Genomic DNA, 17,715 nt, shown 5'->3' with positions numbered 1-17,715 from the left:
TATTTCTAGAATATTCAAAGAGTATTTTATTATGGCGTTATCATTACAAGAGCAATTATTAAAGGCAGGTTTAACCGATAAGAAAAAGGTAAAACAAGCAAAAAAAGAAAAGCACAAACAAGTAAAACAGCAGCAAAAACATAAGGTTGTGAATAAAAACGAATCACAAATTGCGGCTCAAAAAGCACTTCAAGAAAAGCAAGAAAAAGACCGGAAACTGAATCAAGAAGCCAAAGCACTTGCCGAGACCAAGGCGGTACAAGCGCAGATTAAACAGTTGGTTGAGCTGAACAAGCAGCCTAAAGATAATGGTGATATCCCTTGTAATTTCACCCACGACAATATCATCAAACGGTTGTATGTGAATCAACAAACCCGTAACCGGATTAGCCAAGGCAAACTTGCCATTGTGGTACTTGGTGGGGCATATGAAATTGTCCCTATGCCTGTGGCAGACAAAATTAGTTTACGCGACAAAGATGCGGTGGTGTATCGTGCTGATGCGGCTGAACAGGCAGAAGCTAAATCAACTAGTACTGCCGAAGAAGATGAATGGTATGCAGATTATGAAATTCCAGATGATTTAGTGTGGTAATCAACATACTTTAATTTTTCTTTTTTCAAGGAGCTTTCTAATTTGAAAATTTGGGTTGATGCAGACGCTTGTCCGAATGTGATAAAAGACATTTTATTCAAAGCTGCGCAACGTACAGGGGTTGAGATGACCTTAGTTGCAAATCAGTTTATTCGCGTACCGCCAAATAAAAACATTACCTCATTACAAGTCTCTTCTGGATTTGATGTGGCTGATGATGAGATTGTTGCTCGCTGTGAAGCCGGTGATTTAGTTATCACCAGTGACATTCCCTTAGCGGCTGAAGTGATTGAAAAGGGCTGTAACGCCCTTAGTCCTAGAGGTGAACTTATGGACAAGGAAAACGTGCGTTCTCGACTTAACATTCGAGACTTTATGGATACCATGCGCGCCAGCGGGGTTAACACTGGCGGGCCTCCGGCACTCAATCAAACTGACCGACAGAACTTTGCCAATCACTTAGATCGCATGTTAACCCAATTTCACCGTCCCAGTTAATCTGCCTTGGGACGTGAATTTCTAGCTGCTCTAGGTTTACGAGGTTTTTTAGGTCTGGGTGGTTTTTTAGCCTGAGGTTTGGCTGGAGTTTCTGATAACTTTTCAGTTGGCTCGAAACCTTTAACTTCAACGCGATTAATTTTCTCACCAATTACCCGTTCGATATCTTTTAATAACTTAACATCTTCAACCGTTACTAAAGAAACAGCATGGCCAGTAGCACCAGCACGGCCTGTTCGACCAATTCGATGCACGTAATCTTCTGCTACGTGGGGTAGGTCATAGTTAATCACAAAAGGAAGTTGATGAATATCTAATCCTCTAGCCGCTATATCGGTGGCAACTAATACTTGGATGGCAGAGGATTTAAATTCTGCTAGGGCCTTGGTACGGGCTCCTTGGCTCTTATTACCATGAATTGCTGATGATATGATGCCTTTGGCCGTTAATTGCTTAGCTAGGCGGTTAGCGCCATGTTTAGTGCGACTAAATACCAAAACCTGATCCATGTTTTGATGTTTGATAATGTGAGACAGTAATGCTGATTTTTTACTTTTATCAACAGGGTGAACACATTGCTCCACTTTATCCGCGGTTTTATTCGCCGGAGCCACTGAAATTTCGACAGGATTGTTCACTATATTTTTTGCAAGTTCACGTATTTGCGGTGAAAAGGTTGCAGAAAACAATAGATTTTGGCGTTTTGGCGGTAATAGTTTCATTACCCGCTTAATATCATGAATGAAGCCCATATCTAACATGCGATCTGCTTCATCTAAGACCAAAATTTGCAAATTATCGAACTTCACCGCTTTTTGATTATACAAATCTAACAAACGCCCGGGTGTGGCTACTAATATATCCACACCTTTGCGCAAGGCCATCATTTGCGGATTAATACTTACGCCGCCAAAAACAACCGTGTGTCGGATGTTTAAGTTTTTGCTGTAGGCTTTTACATTATCCGCTATCTGCGCCGCTAGCTCTCGGGTAGGGGTCAACACTAACGCGTTAACTTGGTTCGCCTTTGGGCGGGGTTGATGGCTTAATTTTTCTAATATGGGGAGGACAAACCCAGCTGTTTTACCAGTACCAGTTTGTGCTGCGGCCATCACGTCTTTGTTTTCTAAAATAGCAGGAATTGCCTGCGCTTGAATTGGTGTAGGTTCATTGTAGCCTTTTTCAATTAGGGCATTGGCAATGTTTTGGCCTAAACCAAGGGAGTTAAAATTCATTAAAGTTTCTCTATTAAGTAAAATACAGGTGATATGTTCATTGCTTAATATCTAAGTATTAAACGCAAGAAAATACAAATAATTTGAGCCAGAGTGCTTGCTTATCTTTATGGGGTTACCTAAGAACACATTGGCTGACAAGAGGAGAAATGCGCTCATTATTGAGCGCATTTAGAAGAGTATTTATAAAACATCTACCAAAGCGGTAGCTAACGCATCGACATTTTTTAAGCTAATACCAGCTATGTTGACTCGACTTGAATCTACAAAGTATACACTATGTTTAGCTCTAATGGCTTTAACTTGTTCAGGACTGATACACAAATAGGAAAACATCCCTTTTTGCTGAGTGACGAAGCTAAAATCTTTCGACGCGCCTTTTTCTGCCAATTTAACCACTAATAATTGACGTAAAGATTGCATACGAACTCGCATATCTTCAACTTCGCCTTGCCATTCTGCTTTCAGAATTGGGTCATTTAGTACGATATCGACCAAGGCACCACCGTATGATGGCGGCATAGAATAAATGGCTCTAGCAATGGATTGAATTTGTGTTTGAACAATTTGACGAGTGGCGCTGTTATTCGTCACAGACACTGCAAGTCCAACTCGTTCGCGATACAAACCAAAGTTTTTAGAACAGGATGCGGCAATAATGACTTCAGGCAGGTTCTTAGTTAACAAACGAACACCATAAGCATCATCTTCAAGACCGTCACCAAATCCTTGGTAAGCCACGTCGATAAATGGAATAAAACCCTGTTGTTGGGCAATTTCTAATACTGTTTGCCATTGTTCATTGCTTAAATCAGCCCCTGTTGGGTTGTGACAGCAACCGTGCAACAAGACTACATCGCCTTTTTTAACTTGTTTCAGGCAATCGGCCGTTTCATCAAACTTGATGCTTGCTGTGGCTTTATCGAAATACGGGTAGGTTTCAATATTCAGACCAGCACTACCAATTAAAGGAATGTGGTTTGCCCAAGTAGGGTCACTTACCCAGACAGTAGTATCAGAGTTACAACGTTTAATTAGTTCAGATAGTACTCTTAGGGCACCACAACCACCTGGCGCTTGAACCGCGGCTACACGATCTTCAATTACAGCAGGGTGTCCTTTACCTAAAAGTAGCTCCAACATGCCATTAATATAACCTTGTACACCCTGTGGTGTAATATAGGTTTTAGAGGTTTCTTGAGCTAAAAGAATTTTTTGCGCTTTAGCAATTGAACTGAGTATTGGTGTATTCCCGTTTTCATCCTTATAAACACCTACACCTAAATCAATCTTATTAGGATTCGGATCTTCACGGTATGCAGCGGATAAACCTAAAATAGGATCGGCGGGTAATTTCGGTAACACTTCTAACACAGCAATTCCTCAATAAATAACAAGCGAAAAAAAGAAGCCGCTATTATGCCAGTAATTCGAGATATTTCGAGTAATATATGAGCTTATTGAATGTTAAAGTTAAACTCACGCTGCTGGACGTTGTTTCCTTGTCTGTCAAATGTGTGCTCTTGCCATGTTACTTGTTTGTTTTTATTCACTAATAACAAGGTAGAAGAGCGTGTTCCATAATCTGCTGATTGGATAAAAATGGATGATAATTTGCGTTCCCAATCTAATGGCACACCTGTCTTAGGTAAAAGTTCATCGTTTGCTTTAGTTTGGTCGAGTAGAATTTCAAATAATTTTTCGCTATCTAATGACGATGCCTGTTGGCAATGCTCGCGCAACTTATTAACCCCTTGATTAATTTTCGGCCAAGGGCTGTCTAAGTCTGCATTTGAAAGTCCGTAAACCCCTGCGCCTAATCGATTCACATTATCTGTGTGATTGTTATACACATACAGGTCGTTCCATTCCCCAAACAATAAATTATAACCATTGTATTGCTGTTTGCTTTCCCGCAATTTGCTTAAATAATCTTGTGGGGGATCTTGGTTAATTAAAAATTCGCTAACTAAATGGCCCCGTGAAATCGCATTGCTAAGCAGCTTTTGCGGATCTCTTACATTGGTTAAGGCACAAATTCGGCCATTTACATTAGCGCCCATCCATGTGCCTCCCGCCTCCAGATCTCGACCGGCAAGTAGGTTAGGGGATGCAGCCCAAAACTCAGACTGAGCAGTGGGACGTTGATGAAATTCATCCCGGTTAGCCGCTATTATCAATGGATAATCAGGATGTTGCTCTACAGCGATAAAAAGAATACACATTGACTACTTCTTATCCTTTTCAACTTCTTGCTTTAATCCTTGGATTAGATTGTCGGACCGCTCTACAAATTCTTCTGTACTTTCTGGCGTTGTAATCCTAAATATCGGCGACAGTACCTGAGAGGTGTAGCGGGGCGCTGCAACGAAATTCTGGGTATTAAAGAAATGGGGAGCCAACACATACATGGCTAATAAAGCAGTACCGGCTATGCTGATACCGTTTCGCATGGCTTTTGATTGATGGAATGCAATAAATAGGGTAAACCATAAAAACGCAAAAAATAGAGTGCCTTTTAATAATAAAATAAACCAATATATAAATTGCACAGAGCTTAAATTAAATTGTAATAGTGCCTGTAAATAACTCAAAAGTTCGTGACTAATTAAAAACAGCCAAAGCAAATTAAATTGCGTCACAATATGGGCTTCTTTTTTGGCTAAGATGGACAACAGAGCAAAACAAAGTGGCCAAATACAGGCTGCCGCTGTTGCACTTAAACTAACTTTCATAACCTGCGAAATATTCACTTCAACAATACTGTTGAAATAGAAATTTGCAGAAACTAAGCCAATAAAGACGAGTGCTAGAAGTGCACATACTCTGCGCATGGATAGCCATTCCATTTTCTCTTCTAGCTTGCTTAAAACAACCGCAGGTATGACTTTTTGATTGCTTTTAAATACCCGTAACCGTGTTCGACCTATGGTGATGGTGTCATCAAAACCTACCAAAGCTTTACTGCCCTGGACACCATTAATTTTTACACCATTTAATGAATTAACATCTGTTAATACTAGTGAATTGCTATCTTCTTCAGAGCCTATCACTAGGTGTTCTGGGCCTACATAGGGATCGTCAATACGGACGTCATTATCATAGGCTCTACCTATTGAAATAATTTCTTTTTCAAAAGCTTGATAACTTAAGACCTTGCCGCTTCTCGACAGTACTTCAACAACTATTGCCATGACATGGAATCCATAAATTGATTAGAGAATTGTTTCATCGAATCTGCACTTACTCCTGCAAGGGTAAAGTGACTGATTAGACTTCCATCTGCGAAGTCATTGCTGGCGGAAATAAAAAGCACATCATACAAATCGTCGAAGTCTTTATAGGCGCGGGCACATAACACACTTTTTTGAGAAACTTGATGTTGGTTTGAAACAATATCCTGTTGGCAACGATAATTGGTTACATCATTTTTCCCAGCTTGGTTGCCAGGTCGTGTAAAGGCAATTTTTTGGGTTAAAAAGTTATGAAATTGAAAGGTATTAAGCTGTTCGCTGGTTAACCATTCAAACTCAATTTCAATTTCGCCTGTTTGTAATCTACCGTTTAAAAAGATAGCTTCACCAATTCGACAGCGACTGGAAACCGACAGAAATTTTACGTCCTTTTCACTGGCGTTAGAGCCACCCCAACATGATATAAAGTCAGAAATTCGCTCTGGTACACTGGCTTTACCCAATGGGGCGTGAGACCAAGGTTTTGATAAAATTGCAGTTATCAGTTTACTTTGGTTTTGTTGTAACTGTTTCTGCATATGAGATTTATAGTCTTCAGCGTTAATTTCCAGTTGCGAATTAAACAATGCTTTAACTTTTGGAAGCGGGATTAAAAAGCCTATTTGATTGCCCGCTGTAGCCACGTTCACACCAACAATTTGGCCTAAACCATTGACAGCAGGGCCACCGCTCATTCCTGGATTGATTGAGCCGGTAAAGTGAATACGTTGGTAAAAACTATTCTTTTTTAATCCATTATAGGTTCCAGGTACCACTATCATGCCTAAATCATGGGGATTACCTAACGAATAAATATTCGAACCTTGCAAGGGTAGGTTCTCAGCCAACTTAAATGGCAAACCGCTAGTTTGTGCAGGATCAATTTGGAGAAGAGATAAGTCATTAATTACATCAAAGTTCTTAAGCTGTAAACTTCCAGTATTACCATTTGAATCTAGATATTGAATTCGGTATTTATCTGGAAAATATACAAAATCAGAAATAACGTGGTAATTGGAAATAATATCGCCATTTTCACTGACTCTGAATCCAGAACCAATTGAAGACTTGTTTCCAGACTCTTTATCAATCATTTGGATTTGATATAAAGAACTACGATATTGGCTAAACAAATTTTGCGCCGTTTGCTGACTAAAAGCATGTTGGCTAAACAACAATGATATAAAAATTATAATTCTTAGCACTAAAAATCCCATTATAATACTGACGATGGTAATTAGGGGTTGGTTGCGGCCGGTTCAAGCGAAACGTCAACTGAAACACTGCGGCTTTGGATTGTGGATTACATAAATAACCTGATTATTTTCCACGACTATTTACTTGACCCTTGAAGTTGTAAAAAGTTGCAACCCGCTTATTTTTCAATTCGACTGTATAATAAGAGAATATGAACCTAATTAATATTGTAAAAAGCATAATTTAATGAGCAAAAGGTTAAAAAAACTGAAACTATCAGAAAATATCCCCAGATTGGGAAATGCCTTCAGTGAATGGTTAGGCATTACTATTTTAAAAATTTTAGGATGGAAATTTGTAGGTGAATTTCCTAAACAAAGTAAAATGGTCATTGCTGTAGCGCCACACACGTCGAATTGGGATTTTGTTATTGGCATGGCTGCGGTGTTTAGTTTACGACTCAAAATCTGTTTTTTTGGCAAACATAGTATTTTTATTCCTCCCTTTAAATCGCTTTTAATGCGATGGGGCGGCATACCCATTGAGCGTTCGCAATCTCATGGTGTCGTAAATCAAATGATTGATAAAATTAAACAAAAAGATAAAATATTATTAGCGGTTGCTCCAGAGGGCACCCGCAGCAAAATTTATCCTTGGAAAAGTGGTTTTTTACATATTGCTAAACAAGCGAATATTCCGGTGTTTTTAATTGGCCTAGATTATCGGCATAAATCCATCGTTTTAGGACCGATTTTTCATCCTGAAGAAGATAACTCTTTAGAAATGCAAAAAGTTTATGAGTTTTATGCTAAAGTGCACGCAAAATTTCCTTCCCAGGTAGCCTTTCCCGCGGAGAGTTCGATTGAAAGATAAAGGTTTTACAACACGACTTGTGCATGCTGACCGCATGTTTAACAAGCCTCAAGATGGTTCTGTTCATTCACCCACTAGTAATTCTGTACTATTTGAGTATCAAGACGTCAATGATTTAGTTGAGGTCTTTCAAGGCAAGAAACTAGGGCACGTTTACGGCCGTTCTTCATCGTCATCTAATGCAGCCTTGCAAAATATATTAGCTGATTTAGAAGGTGGTGTGTCAGCAGTAACCTTTGCAACAGGTATGGCGGCGATTTCGTCAATGCTTTTAGCTTTGCTGAAACAAAATGATCACATTATTGTGAGTCAGTTTTTATTCGGTAATACCAGTAGTTTAATGGTGACATTGGAAAACTTAGGTATCCAAGTGAGTTATGTGGATACCACCAATATCAATTCCATCAGCCAAGCCCTTACAGATAATACTCGATTGGTTTTTACCGAAACTATCGCAAACCCTGTAACCCAGGTGGCTGATTTACAAGCTATTGGTGAGTTTTGTAATAACAACAAGCTGCTATTTATTATCGATAATACCATGACTCCAGGGTATATATTTGATGCTAAAGCGGTCAAAGCATCTTTAACTGTCACCTCATTAACTAAGTATATTTCTGGGCATGGAAATGTATTAGGTGGGGCAGTGGTGGATACTGGTTTTTATGATTGGTCTGAATATCCTAATATTTTTGATTTGTACCGAGTGGGTGACTCATCTTCTTGGGGCATGACACAAATTCGTAAAAAGGGATTGCGTGATTTAGGCGCAACTTTGGCTCCGCAATCTGCGCAGCAAATTTCAGTTGGTTTAGAAACCTTGGCGTTACGCCTGAATAAAACCTGTCAAAATGCTTTGAGGCTAGCGACCTATTTACATGGTCACGACAAAGTCGCTAACGTATATTATCCAGGCCTTGCTGATCATCCGCAGCACTATATTGCCAGAGAACTTTTTAATGGTAATTATGGCGGGGTCTTCAGTATGGACTTATCTCCAGGACTGGATATCCATAAGTTTATTAACGCGTTAAATACCGTTGTGATTGCTACCCACCTTGGCGATACCAGGACATTGTGTTTGCCGGTAGCCTCGACTATTTTCTATGAAAATGGTGCTGAGCAACGAGCGCAAATGGGTATCAACGATAATATGATAAGATTTTCTGTCGGTATTGAAGACATCGATGACATCGTTGCAGATTTTGAACAGGCATTTGCTCAACTGTAGCGTTGTCGTACAAGTAAGTTTAAGAGCACTGCTATTTAGTTAGCTGAGCAAAAAATAAATAACGTAAATTCAATCACTTGAATGCATTTTTTAGAAAATGTTAAAAATATCTAAAATTTAATGAACTAAAGTTTTTTAAAAGTGACTAACTATTAGTTGTAAAGATGTTTTATTGCTAAAACAGTAAAACATTTCATTGTGTGTTCCAAGTGATGTGTGTTTATAGCCCCGTTTAACGGGGCTTTTTTTTGCCTTTTTTTTTGGTTTTAAGGGACAAATATAACTAACTTAATTTAAAGTGCTAATGCATCTTCGATATCTTGTCTAAATTCTTTATCTGCTGGTTTAGTAGATGATTTATAGGCTTTGACTACCTCACCATTTTTATCCACCAAGTATTTATAAAAATTCCAACCTGGCTCCATACCACTTTGTTTGCTCAATTTACGAAATAAGGGGTCGGCGTTTTTACCCTTAACTTTAGTGACTTCAAACATTGGGAATTCTACACCGTAGGTTAATTCACATAATTCTGCCGTTTTACTTTCGTCATTGAATTCTTGTTTAAAATCATGAGAGGGAAAACCTAACACCACAAAATCTTGATCCTTAAGCTCGCTGTATAAAGCTTCTAGTCCTTCAAATTGAGGTGTATACCCGCACTTACTCGCGGTGTTCACAATGAGTAACGTTTTGCCTTGATATTCCTTGCACATGTTTACGGTTTCTTGTGAGTTTAATTTACGTTTCATAAACTTTAAAACGTCAGGGCATGCATTTGCAGATGCGAACATAGGGGTAAAAACTAAACTACATAATAAGACTAATTTTTTCATGAAAACTCCGTGGTTATGACAGGCCAAAATATGGCAGCTAAACGTTACTATCCTCGGTAAGCAATTTTAGATCACTTGTTTACCTAAATACCCACATAGGTTTTAATACAACCTTAAGTTCTAACGACTATAACAAAAAGCAGAGACTCAAAAATGCAAAAAAGCTTTAAGCTGCTCATTATTTCTACTATCACTTCAAGTTTACTTGCCTGTTCTGGCATTCAAACGTCAGAAAGCCCCGCTGAAACCAATTTGTCGAATAGTGATTCGGTAAGCACAGCGATTTATCAAACGGTTAAACAGCAAGCACCCTATGTTGGTGATTCTAATGAAGCATTGACCTTAAATAAAATCATGGCTGATCCGGATTGGATTGGCAGAGAGCCACAATCCCCGTATTGGTCTTTAGATGGGGAAAGTTATTTTTATTCGCAAAAGCGTGAAGGTTCGGTAGTGACTGATTTATTTCAACAATCACTGTCGTCAAAAACTGCGAGTTTAGTGCCACTTGCCCAGTACCATGAGGTAGCCTATAAAAATAAAGTGTTTAACCAAAGCCGAGACAAAGCGGCTTGGATATTTAAACAGAATATTTTTGTACAATATCTTAGCTCTGGAGAAGTTATTCAACTTACCCGCAGTGCGCAATATAGAAGCAGTTTACAGTTTCTAACAGATGGCCGACTGAGCTACCGTAGTTACAATAAAATCTATGCTATTAATACTGATTCAGGAATCACGCAACAACTGGTTAGTTGGGAGTTTAAAGAGGCTCCAAAAGCCAACGAAGAGGCCAAAGATTATATTGCCCAGCAGCAGTTGAATTTAATTGATGTATTGCGTGAGCGTCGCACAAGAACTCAAGATAAGTTTGATTTTAATGCGCAACTATCTGCGCAGAATCTAGCCTCTACACCTGAACCTATTTATTTACCCCTTGAACATAAGACCGCTGCGGCTAGCCTATCGCCCAATGGCCGATATCTCATTTTAGCCATTGAAAAAGATACCCCAAGTCGCAGTGAAGGCGACATCATGCCTAACTACATAAAAGACAATGGACGTATTAAAGCTGAGAAAGTCAGACGCCGAGTGGCCGATTCTAAGCCTGAAAGTCAGTACTTGTGGTTATTAGATTTACAAACAGGTACGCAAAAAGAGCTGTCCTACAAAAGTTTACCTGGATATAACGAAGATGTTTTAGAACAAGTAAAACGGGAAAATGCAGAAGCTAAAGGACAGACCTATGAGAGTAACCGACTGCCTAGAGACATTGCCTTGTTGCAAGATTGGGGATGGAACCAAAGCGCAATAGAATGGCAACAAAATGGCGAAAATGTTGCCATCATGTTGGAAGCTTGGGACAACAAAGATCGTTGGTTGACAACGGTGGACTTCAAAAACAAAAGCTTAGTGACTCAAGATAGATTGCATGATGATGCGTGGATCAATTATAACTTTAATAGTTTCGGTTGGTTAAATCAGTCTTCACAGTTGTATTTTTTGTCTGAAAAAAGTGGCTATTCCCACCTCTATTTAAAAGCATTAAATAGTGATGCAAAACAACTTACTCGCGGTGACTATGAGGTTGATGAACTAACCCTTAGCGCTAACGATCAATTTATTTATTTTAAAGCCAATAAAAAGCACCCTGGAATCTACGAAATTTACCGTATTGATTTAAGCAGTGGTGATATTGAGGCTTTGACGGATTTAAATGGCGTAACAGATTATGTGCTGAATGATAAACAAAACAGGTTATTGTTAACCCATTCTAAATTAACCATGCCGCCCGAACTTTTTGTTAAAACTTTGGATTCTGAGGGCGAGCCACAGCAGGTTACCTTCACCACCAGTGAAGCATTTAAACAAATTAACTGGACTGTCCCTGAAATAGTAGCGGTAAAATCTTCCCACGGTGAACAACCAATTTATGCCCGCTTATATGCGCCTAAAGATGCTGGAGAAGGTGACAAGAAACGAGCGGTTATCTTCAACCATGGGGCAGGTTACCTACAAAACTCCCATTTAGGTTGGTCAGGGTATTTTCGGGAATTCATGTTCCATAACCTGCTTGTTGAAAAAGGTTATGTGGTTTTAGATATGGATTATCGGGCATCAGCAGGTTACGGCCGAGACTGGCGCACTGCTATCTATCGACATATGGGGAAACCTGAAATTGAAGATTTAGTTGACGGTGTTGACTGGATGGTAAACAACGTTAATGTGGATCGAAATAGAATAGGGACTTATGGAGGCTCTTACGGTGGCTTTATGACCTTTATGGCGCTGTTCACTGAACCGGATCTATTTCAAGCTGGTGCTGCCTTGCGTCCAGTATCTGATTGGGCCCATTACAATCATCCCTATACGTCGAATATTCTCAATACACCTGATGTTGATCCCATCTCTTACGAGCGCAGTTCGCCTATTTATTTTGCGGAAGGTTTAACCAAGCCACTGCTTATCAATGCACCTATGGTGGATTCAAATGTGTTTTTTGTTGATACAGTACGTTTAGTTCAACGCTTAATTGAGTTAGAAAAACAAGACTTCGAAACTGCAATTTATCCCGTTGAGTCCCATGGTTTTATTGAACCTAGCTCATGGTTGGATGAATACCGTAGAATATTTAAATTATTTGAAGAAAACTTATAACCCTAACAGTTAACTATTTGTCTCAGTGCTTCTGAGGCAAATAGTTGTTTTTAACTAAGCTGATACAAATACAAACTAATCCGCCTACCGCACCATATAAATGCGCATCTACAGCGACGTTGGCGGCAATTAAATCGCTGATCATTTGATCTGCACCATAAAGCTGTTCATGTAAAACTTTCAACCAAACCCCAAGCATTAACAACCAGCCAAATTTTACTTTGTTACAGATGTCTAAGTAAGCGCCATACACGAATATGCCGTGCAAAACTCCAGAAAGTCCAGCGTACCAAACAAGGTTAGGGGAAAATAAATAAATACCAAGGGTCACACATATGCTTAGTAAAACGATACCGATAAGGTAGTTTTTTACAGTGTAATACTGACCGTGGATGGCCCAGAGCAGCAATATGCCGGCAATATTGAGTAATAAATGATTTGTATTGGTGTGGACAAAGTTTGCGGTGAGAAATTGCCAGTAATTACCTTCTGCAAGTGATCCTCGTTGTAAGGCTAGATATTCTGAGGTCGTAGGTTCAAATATCCATAACAAACAACATATAAGCGTTATCAAAATAGGCCCGATTAGATGTTGAGGTTTTAAGGGGAAATTTAACAAGTTGCCAACACAATATTTATAAATAGTAGTGAACACCTTAACTAAATCCATGATTTTGCACAAGAATGGTTTAATAACTAGATTTTTGGTTGCATCCAAATCTCGGGATAGTTATCTTTCTATCATCCCATAGCCGTTAAGTGAGATAGTCAGTGAAATTATTGTGTAAATTAGTGTGCGTTTTTTGTTTAATCTCTTTTAATCAAATTAACGCTAAGCAAACGACTAGGGAAGATCGCGAGCCTGAGGCCGCAACTGGTGTTAGTCAGAAAAAAGCACGGATCGCTGAAGAGTACATGGTGGTATCCGCCAATCCTTATGCATCATGGGCTGGTAAAAATATTATCAACAAAGGCGGTAGTGCCATAGACGCTGCCATTGCTGTGCAAGCAATGTTGACCTTAGTTGAACCCCAATCATCGGGTATTGGTGGCGGAAACTTTATATTATATTGGGATAATAAAGCCAAAAAATTGCATACATTCGATGGTCGTGAAACCGCGCCTTCAAAAGCAAATGCTTATTTGTTCATGCAAGATGGTAAGCCCATGAAGTGGCGAGATGCTGTTGTTGGTGGGCGTTCAGTCGGCGTACCAGGAGCCCTTAAAGCGTTGGAAAAAGCCCATAAGCAATTTGGCAAATTGCCTTGGAATGCACTTTTCAATGATACAATTGATACAGCAGAAAAAGGCTTCACTGTTTCTCCGCGTTTAGAAAAACTACTTTCCTTGAGGTTCCATCCTGGGCTAGAAGCCTTTTTGATCCCTAAAACTTATTTTTATCCAAATGGCATAGAGCTTAAACAAGGCACAAATAAGACTAACGTAAAACTGTCTAAAGTATTTGAAAAGATATCTGAACAGGGCGCGGACTATCTCTATAAAGGTGAGTTAGCGGATAAGATTGCTAAAACCGTGCAATTTTCGACTATTAACCCAGGTACGTTAAGCGTAGATGATCTTAAAAGTTATCAATCTATAGAGCGTGAGCCAATTTGTGGTTTGTATCGTAAATTTAAAATATGTGGCATGGCACCTCCAAGTTCTGGTGGCATTAGCGTTTTACAAATTCTGAAAATGCTAGAAGACTATGACTTGGCTAAAATGGGGCCAGATTCGGTTGAGTCAATTCATTTGTTCACTCAAGCATCTAAACTGGCTTATGCCGATCGAGATAAATATATTGCTGATAGTGATTTTGCCCAGCTTCCTTTTGCTGCGTTAATCAATCAAACTTACTTATCACAACGCGCCGAGCTGATAAAAGCAGATAAAGATATGGGGAAAGCTGTACCAGGAGAACCCTATATCAACGCTTCTTTGTTCGGCATGGACAATTCTTTTGAATTACCTAATACCAGCCATGTCTCAATAGTCGATAAAGAGGGTAATGCTCTTGCAATGACGACCAGTATTGAGTTTGGTTTTGGCTCAGGATTAATGGTAGAAGGGTTTTTGCTTAATAATCAATTGACAGATTTTTCTTTAAACCCAAGTGCTAACGGACAGCCTGCACTTAACCGAGTCGAGCCCAATAAACGTCCTCGCAGTGCAATGAGTCCAACAATGGTATTTGACGAAAATGACCAGTTGATGATGGTAATAGGCTCGCCAGGTGGAAGTCGAATTGTTAGTTATGTGGCCCAAACCATAGTGGGTGTAGTGGATTGGGGATTAGATATTCAACAAGCTATTAATTTACCTAAAGTAACCAATCGTAATGATTACACTGCCCTTGAAAAAGGGACCAGTGCTGAAATGTGGGTAGATAAGCTAACTGCCATGGGTCATAACGTTAAGGTAATCGACTTAAACAGTGGTTTGCACGGAATCCAATTTAAAAATGGCAAAATAATTGGTGGAGCTGACCCAAGAAGGGAAGGTGTTGCTGTAGGAGATTAGTTTGAAATATTACGCTCTGGAAAATGGGGCGTAATACAATTTTACAAATTTGAGAGGGGAAATTAATTTAATTAAGTCCTCGTCTAATTTAGGATTAAACACTAAATAGAGATGCTTATCTCAGAAAAAGGTCGTTCTAAGCAGCGTTCTAGTGATATTTTAGGTTTAAAAAGGGATTGATAATGAAGTTAAAGTCAAAGGTGATAGGAATACTAGCGGCAAGTGTTATTTTGAATGGCTGTATGAGTATGCCCTTATCGACAATGTATAAAATGTCTCAGTTTTCTCCTTTAGATATGGAGCCTCAAGACATAAGAATCGCCCTTCGCACAGATCAAAGTATCGATGTGAAAAATGGCGCTGCAAAAATATTTATGAGTTACAGTTCAGATGGAAACGAAAGCTTGCCGGCTTTCTATGAAGAGCATAATTTTAACGTGCAAGTGCAACAAGCCCCAATCACTGATATGCCTGAAATTCTATTAGATGATTTAGAGAATAACGAAAGGGTGACTATTCTTAAACTGTCGGATAGTGACGCTCAATTAATGAAGGGGTTATTGGCTAAAGCGAAAGAATACAAAGCTGAAGACGTCAAGGGGCGAGGCGAATTTGCTATTTCCACTGAAAATAATTGTTTTGGTAACTTAAATAAATTCGAATCTTTGGAAGTGGATGTATTTCTGCAAGCAGTGAAAGAAGATGGTTACATGTTATTTTTAGAAGATATTGATGTTATTGAAGAAGCTAAAGACAACGATATTGACCTGCAGCAAACAAACCGCTGTGAAGTCGGTTAATTGAAGCAAATAGTGGCAGTTTAATCATTGTAAGGTTCTCAAGCTAAAACTACAGATCCTAATTATAGGCTAGTGCTAGAATATCTAAATTAGCTGTTTTTGATAGGGAGTTTCTATTCTAAACCTGTTAAATTAGGCGCCATTTATAATTACAGAAAGGCGTTATATGTTTAAAGTAAATGAATATTTTGATGGCAAAGTCACTTCCATGGCGTTTCAAACAGCTACATTACCAGCGACAGTCGGGGTAATGGCTCCTGGTGAATATGAGTTTGGCACAAGTGAGTTTGAAACTATGACTGTGGTAAATGGTGCGCTAACCGTATTGTTGCCCGATCAAACAGAATGGCAAACTTTTACTACCGGCCAGGTATTTACCATTGACGCAAATGTAAAATTTCAAGTTAAGGTGACGCAAGATACAGCCTATCTTTGTACATACGGCAAATAAATACTGTTGTTGTAAATGTAAATACTCAGCGGACGCGATTAATTCAGCGTCCGATTTTGAATTTAAATAAGTGTGTTATGTCTTCTGCAAAATCCACAGTTAAAAAGTTAGATGAAAATACCATCAAGGCACTCACTAACGTGTGCGAAACAGCAAAGCAAAAAATTGCTGGGTTTGATTGGCTTACCCATACTGCTGATTATAGTAACTTCCCGTCTAGTCTGGTGATTACTTGTGTGTTTCTAACGGAACAACATTTAAAGGATGCACAATCTCAACAACAAGACGCCTTTTTACGAAAATTAATACAGCAACAACTATTAAAAGTTGGAATTGTATTAAAAAAACCAAAACAGAATGTATTTTTTGATAGCGAAGAAGCTTGTCAGTTTAGCCATCAAGGGAATTGGGATAAGCGCCTTAAATTATTCCATTAACTTAAAATCGTTAACCTGAGCGGACTACTCAATGGTTGTGAGTTTATGATCATCTGCAAAGTAAGCAAAAGCATCTTGTAGGTCTCGCATAATGGTTCTGCCCGTTGAGAGAGTAGGGATGTGGTCGAGGTCAAAAAATGCAGCGTCGGAAGTCTCCATTCCCGCCATTTCTTGTATGGGCTCTACAGGTTCACATAAAAACAAAATTTTATAAAATTCACGAATATCAGGATCATAGTCTCCCGATGCTTTATGCCGTAACGATATTAAACGCGCATTATTTATGTGAACGTTAGCTTCTTCTTCAATTTCTTTTTTAATATTTTGTACCGCTGTTAAGCCAACATCCGCATAGCCACCAGGTAGGGTCCATTTTTTGTCACTTTTTTCTTGAACCAATAATATTTTGTTGTCTTTGATGACGGCACCACGGACTTCTACTTGTGGCGTAACATAACGTCGATGAAAAGGCGTAACTAAATCTGAAATTTGCTTCACGGGGACAGAGGCCAGATCGCTCATCATTTGTTGAGCAATTAAAGAGATTTCTTCAAATCGTTCGCGATCAAACTCTTCTGGGGAGAAGGCTAATCCCGACTCGGCAATTGCATGCAGTCGTTTTATATGGGAAAGCCAAAGGTTTGAATTAGCAAGGTTAGACATTTTTCATTCTATTTATAAATATTTGTCTGGCTGAATTTTATCAACCAACCATTTTCCGTCTTTACGAACCATTTCTATTACCCGAATATCTTCAACTCGTTCGTCGTACAAGGTACCCGTAAAAAATAGGGTAACTACAGCAGATTCTGCAAACTCACTGCGTCCTATACTGTTTCCGGTATCAGGTTGAATGTCTACTTCATCGTATACTAAATCGAACACGTGTCGTTGAACATTTCTATTTGTACGGTAAGAGTTTAGCAATCTAGCCATGCGTTCAGTGCTCATAGCGATCGCTTTATTTAAATTTTTATCGTTATACACGTGTTGGAAAAACTCGACTGCGGCATAATCTGGCGTGTTGGTATCCATCATGCCGTATTTACCTGCTCCTTTTTTACTTTCGTTGTCGCAAGCTTGAAGGAATAAAATTAAAATACAGAATGAGAATAAACGTAAGTAAGAATGATTTATCATGATGAATTGAC

Annotated in this window: 18 protein-coding genes; 9 read left to right on the top strand and 9 right to left on the bottom strand. The window is 39.1% G+C overall.

Annotated features, from left to right (window positions below; genetic code table 11):
- Positions 1-31 precede the first annotated feature (31 nt).
- Both ABJV04_RS06475 and ABJV04_RS06470 read left to right on the top strand, forming a co-directional pair.
- Positions 32-595, top strand: coding sequence for a DUF2058 domain-containing protein (locus tag ABJV04_RS06475; RefSeq protein WP_348490493.1), 564 nt, complete (start codon positions 32-34; stop codon positions 593-595).
- A gap of 42 nt (positions 596-637) precedes the next feature.
- Positions 638-1,093, top strand: coding sequence for a YaiI/YqxD family protein (locus ABJV04_RS06470; protein ID WP_348490492.1), 456 nt, complete (start codon positions 638-640; stop codon positions 1,091-1,093).
- On the opposite strand, the gene ABJV04_RS06465 is transcribed toward ABJV04_RS06470, so the two are convergent.
- The 5 genes from ABJV04_RS06465 to ABJV04_RS06445 form a co-directional block, all read right to left on the bottom strand.
- The gene (locus ABJV04_RS06465) at positions 1,090-2,328 is read right to left on the bottom strand and encodes a DEAD/DEAH box helicase (protein ID WP_348490491.1); all 1,239 of its coding nucleotides are present in this window, start codon (positions 2,326-2,328) and stop codon (positions 1,090-1,092) included. The two genes, ABJV04_RS06470 and ABJV04_RS06465, sit on opposite strands and share 4 nt — an antisense overlap.
- 183 nt (positions 2,329-2,511) lie before the next feature.
- A complete protein-coding gene (locus tag ABJV04_RS06460) occupies positions 2,512-3,702 on the bottom strand; it encodes an amino acid aminotransferase (RefSeq protein ID WP_348490490.1) in 1,191 nt (396 codons plus the stop codon).
- A gap of 83 nt (positions 3,703-3,785) precedes the next feature.
- Positions 3,786-4,553, bottom strand: a complete 768-nt coding sequence (locus tag ABJV04_RS06455; RefSeq protein WP_348490489.1) for an NRDE family protein — start codon at positions 4,551-4,553, stop codon at positions 3,786-3,788.
- Positions 4,554-4,556: 3 nt separating this feature from the next.
- Positions 4,557-5,522, bottom strand: coding sequence for an FHA domain-containing protein (locus ABJV04_RS06450; RefSeq protein ID WP_348490488.1), 966 nt, complete (start codon positions 5,520-5,522; stop codon positions 4,557-4,559).
- Complete coding sequence (locus ABJV04_RS06445; protein ID WP_348490487.1) at positions 5,513-6,766, bottom strand: serine protease; 1,254 nt, start codon at positions 6,764-6,766, stop codon at positions 5,513-5,515. The genes ABJV04_RS06450 and ABJV04_RS06445 overlap by 10 nt, the downstream gene beginning before the upstream one ends.
- Before the next feature lie 238 nt (positions 6,767-7,004).
- Between ABJV04_RS06445 and ABJV04_RS06440 the strand changes: the two genes are divergently transcribed.
- Positions 7,005-7,631 (top strand): lysophospholipid acyltransferase family protein, encoded by a 627-nt coding sequence (locus ABJV04_RS06440; RefSeq protein ID WP_348490486.1) that lies wholly within the window; start codon positions 7,005-7,007, stop codon positions 7,629-7,631.
- Positions 7,621-8,862 carry a cystathionine gamma-synthase family protein gene (locus ABJV04_RS06435; protein WP_348490485.1) on the top strand — a complete coding sequence of 414 codons (1,242 nt, stop codon included), beginning with the start codon at positions 7,621-7,623 and terminating at the stop codon, positions 8,860-8,862. The genes ABJV04_RS06440 and ABJV04_RS06435 overlap by 11 nt, the downstream gene beginning before the upstream one ends.
- 293 nt (positions 8,863-9,155) lie before the next feature.
- On the opposite strand, the gene ABJV04_RS06430 is transcribed toward ABJV04_RS06435, so the two are convergent.
- Entirely contained in the window at positions 9,156-9,698 is a 543-nt protein-coding gene (locus ABJV04_RS06430) for a glutathione peroxidase (RefSeq protein ID WP_348490484.1), read from the bottom strand.
- 153 nt (positions 9,699-9,851) lie between these two features.
- Here ABJV04_RS06430 and ABJV04_RS06425 point away from each other — a divergent pair, with 153 nt between their 5' ends.
- The gene (locus ABJV04_RS06425) at positions 9,852-12,356 is read left to right on the top strand and encodes a prolyl oligopeptidase family serine peptidase (RefSeq protein ID WP_348490483.1); all 2,505 of its coding nucleotides are present in this window, start codon (positions 9,852-9,854) and stop codon (positions 12,354-12,356) included.
- Between the two features lie 22 nt (positions 12,357-12,378).
- Here the strand turns inward: ABJV04_RS06425 and rrtA are convergent, their stop codons facing one another.
- Entirely contained in the window at positions 12,379-12,930 is a 552-nt protein-coding gene (gene rrtA, locus ABJV04_RS06420; protein WP_348490482.1) for a rhombosortase, read from the bottom strand.
- Between the two features lie 197 nt (positions 12,931-13,127).
- Here rrtA and ggt point away from each other — a divergent pair, with 197 nt between their 5' ends.
- From ggt to ABJV04_RS06400, 4 genes are all read left to right on the top strand, one after another.
- Positions 13,128-14,876, top strand: coding sequence for a gamma-glutamyltransferase (gene ggt, locus ABJV04_RS06415; protein ID WP_348490481.1), 1,749 nt, complete (start codon positions 13,128-13,130; stop codon positions 14,874-14,876).
- A gap of 182 nt (positions 14,877-15,058) precedes the next feature.
- Positions 15,059-15,676 (top strand): hypothetical protein, encoded by a 618-nt coding sequence (locus ABJV04_RS06410; RefSeq protein ID WP_348490480.1) that lies wholly within the window; start codon positions 15,059-15,061, stop codon positions 15,674-15,676.
- 166 nt (positions 15,677-15,842) lie between these two features.
- A complete protein-coding gene (locus ABJV04_RS06405; protein WP_348490479.1) occupies positions 15,843-16,127 on the top strand; it encodes a pyrimidine/purine nucleoside phosphorylase in 285 nt (94 codons plus the stop codon).
- A gap of 77 nt (positions 16,128-16,204) precedes the next feature.
- Positions 16,205-16,564, top strand: a complete 360-nt coding sequence (locus ABJV04_RS06400) for a Fis family transcriptional regulator (protein ID WP_348490478.1) — start codon at positions 16,205-16,207, stop codon at positions 16,562-16,564.
- A 24-nt stretch (positions 16,565-16,588) separates the two neighbouring features.
- On the opposite strand, the gene ABJV04_RS06395 is transcribed toward ABJV04_RS06400, so the two are convergent.
- Together ABJV04_RS06395 and ABJV04_RS06390 are read right to left on the bottom strand one after the other, a co-directional pair.
- On the bottom strand, positions 16,589-17,227 hold the full coding sequence (locus ABJV04_RS06395; RefSeq protein WP_348490477.1) for an NUDIX hydrolase N-terminal domain-containing protein: 639 nt from the start codon (positions 17,225-17,227) through the stop codon (positions 16,589-16,591).
- Between the two features lie 12 nt (positions 17,228-17,239).
- On the bottom strand, positions 17,240-17,704 hold the full coding sequence (locus tag ABJV04_RS06390) for a hypothetical protein (RefSeq protein ID WP_348490476.1): 465 nt from the start codon (positions 17,702-17,704) through the stop codon (positions 17,240-17,242).
- Positions 17,705-17,715: the final 11 nt, after the last annotated feature.

Source organism: Aliiglaciecola sp., from assembly GCF_039982535.1.
Classification (GTDB): Bacteria; Pseudomonadota; Gammaproteobacteria; order Enterobacterales; family Alteromonadaceae; genus Aliiglaciecola.
The sequence above is the reverse complement of the archived record's forward strand: the minus strand, read 5'-3'. Positions and strand labels throughout refer to the sequence as shown.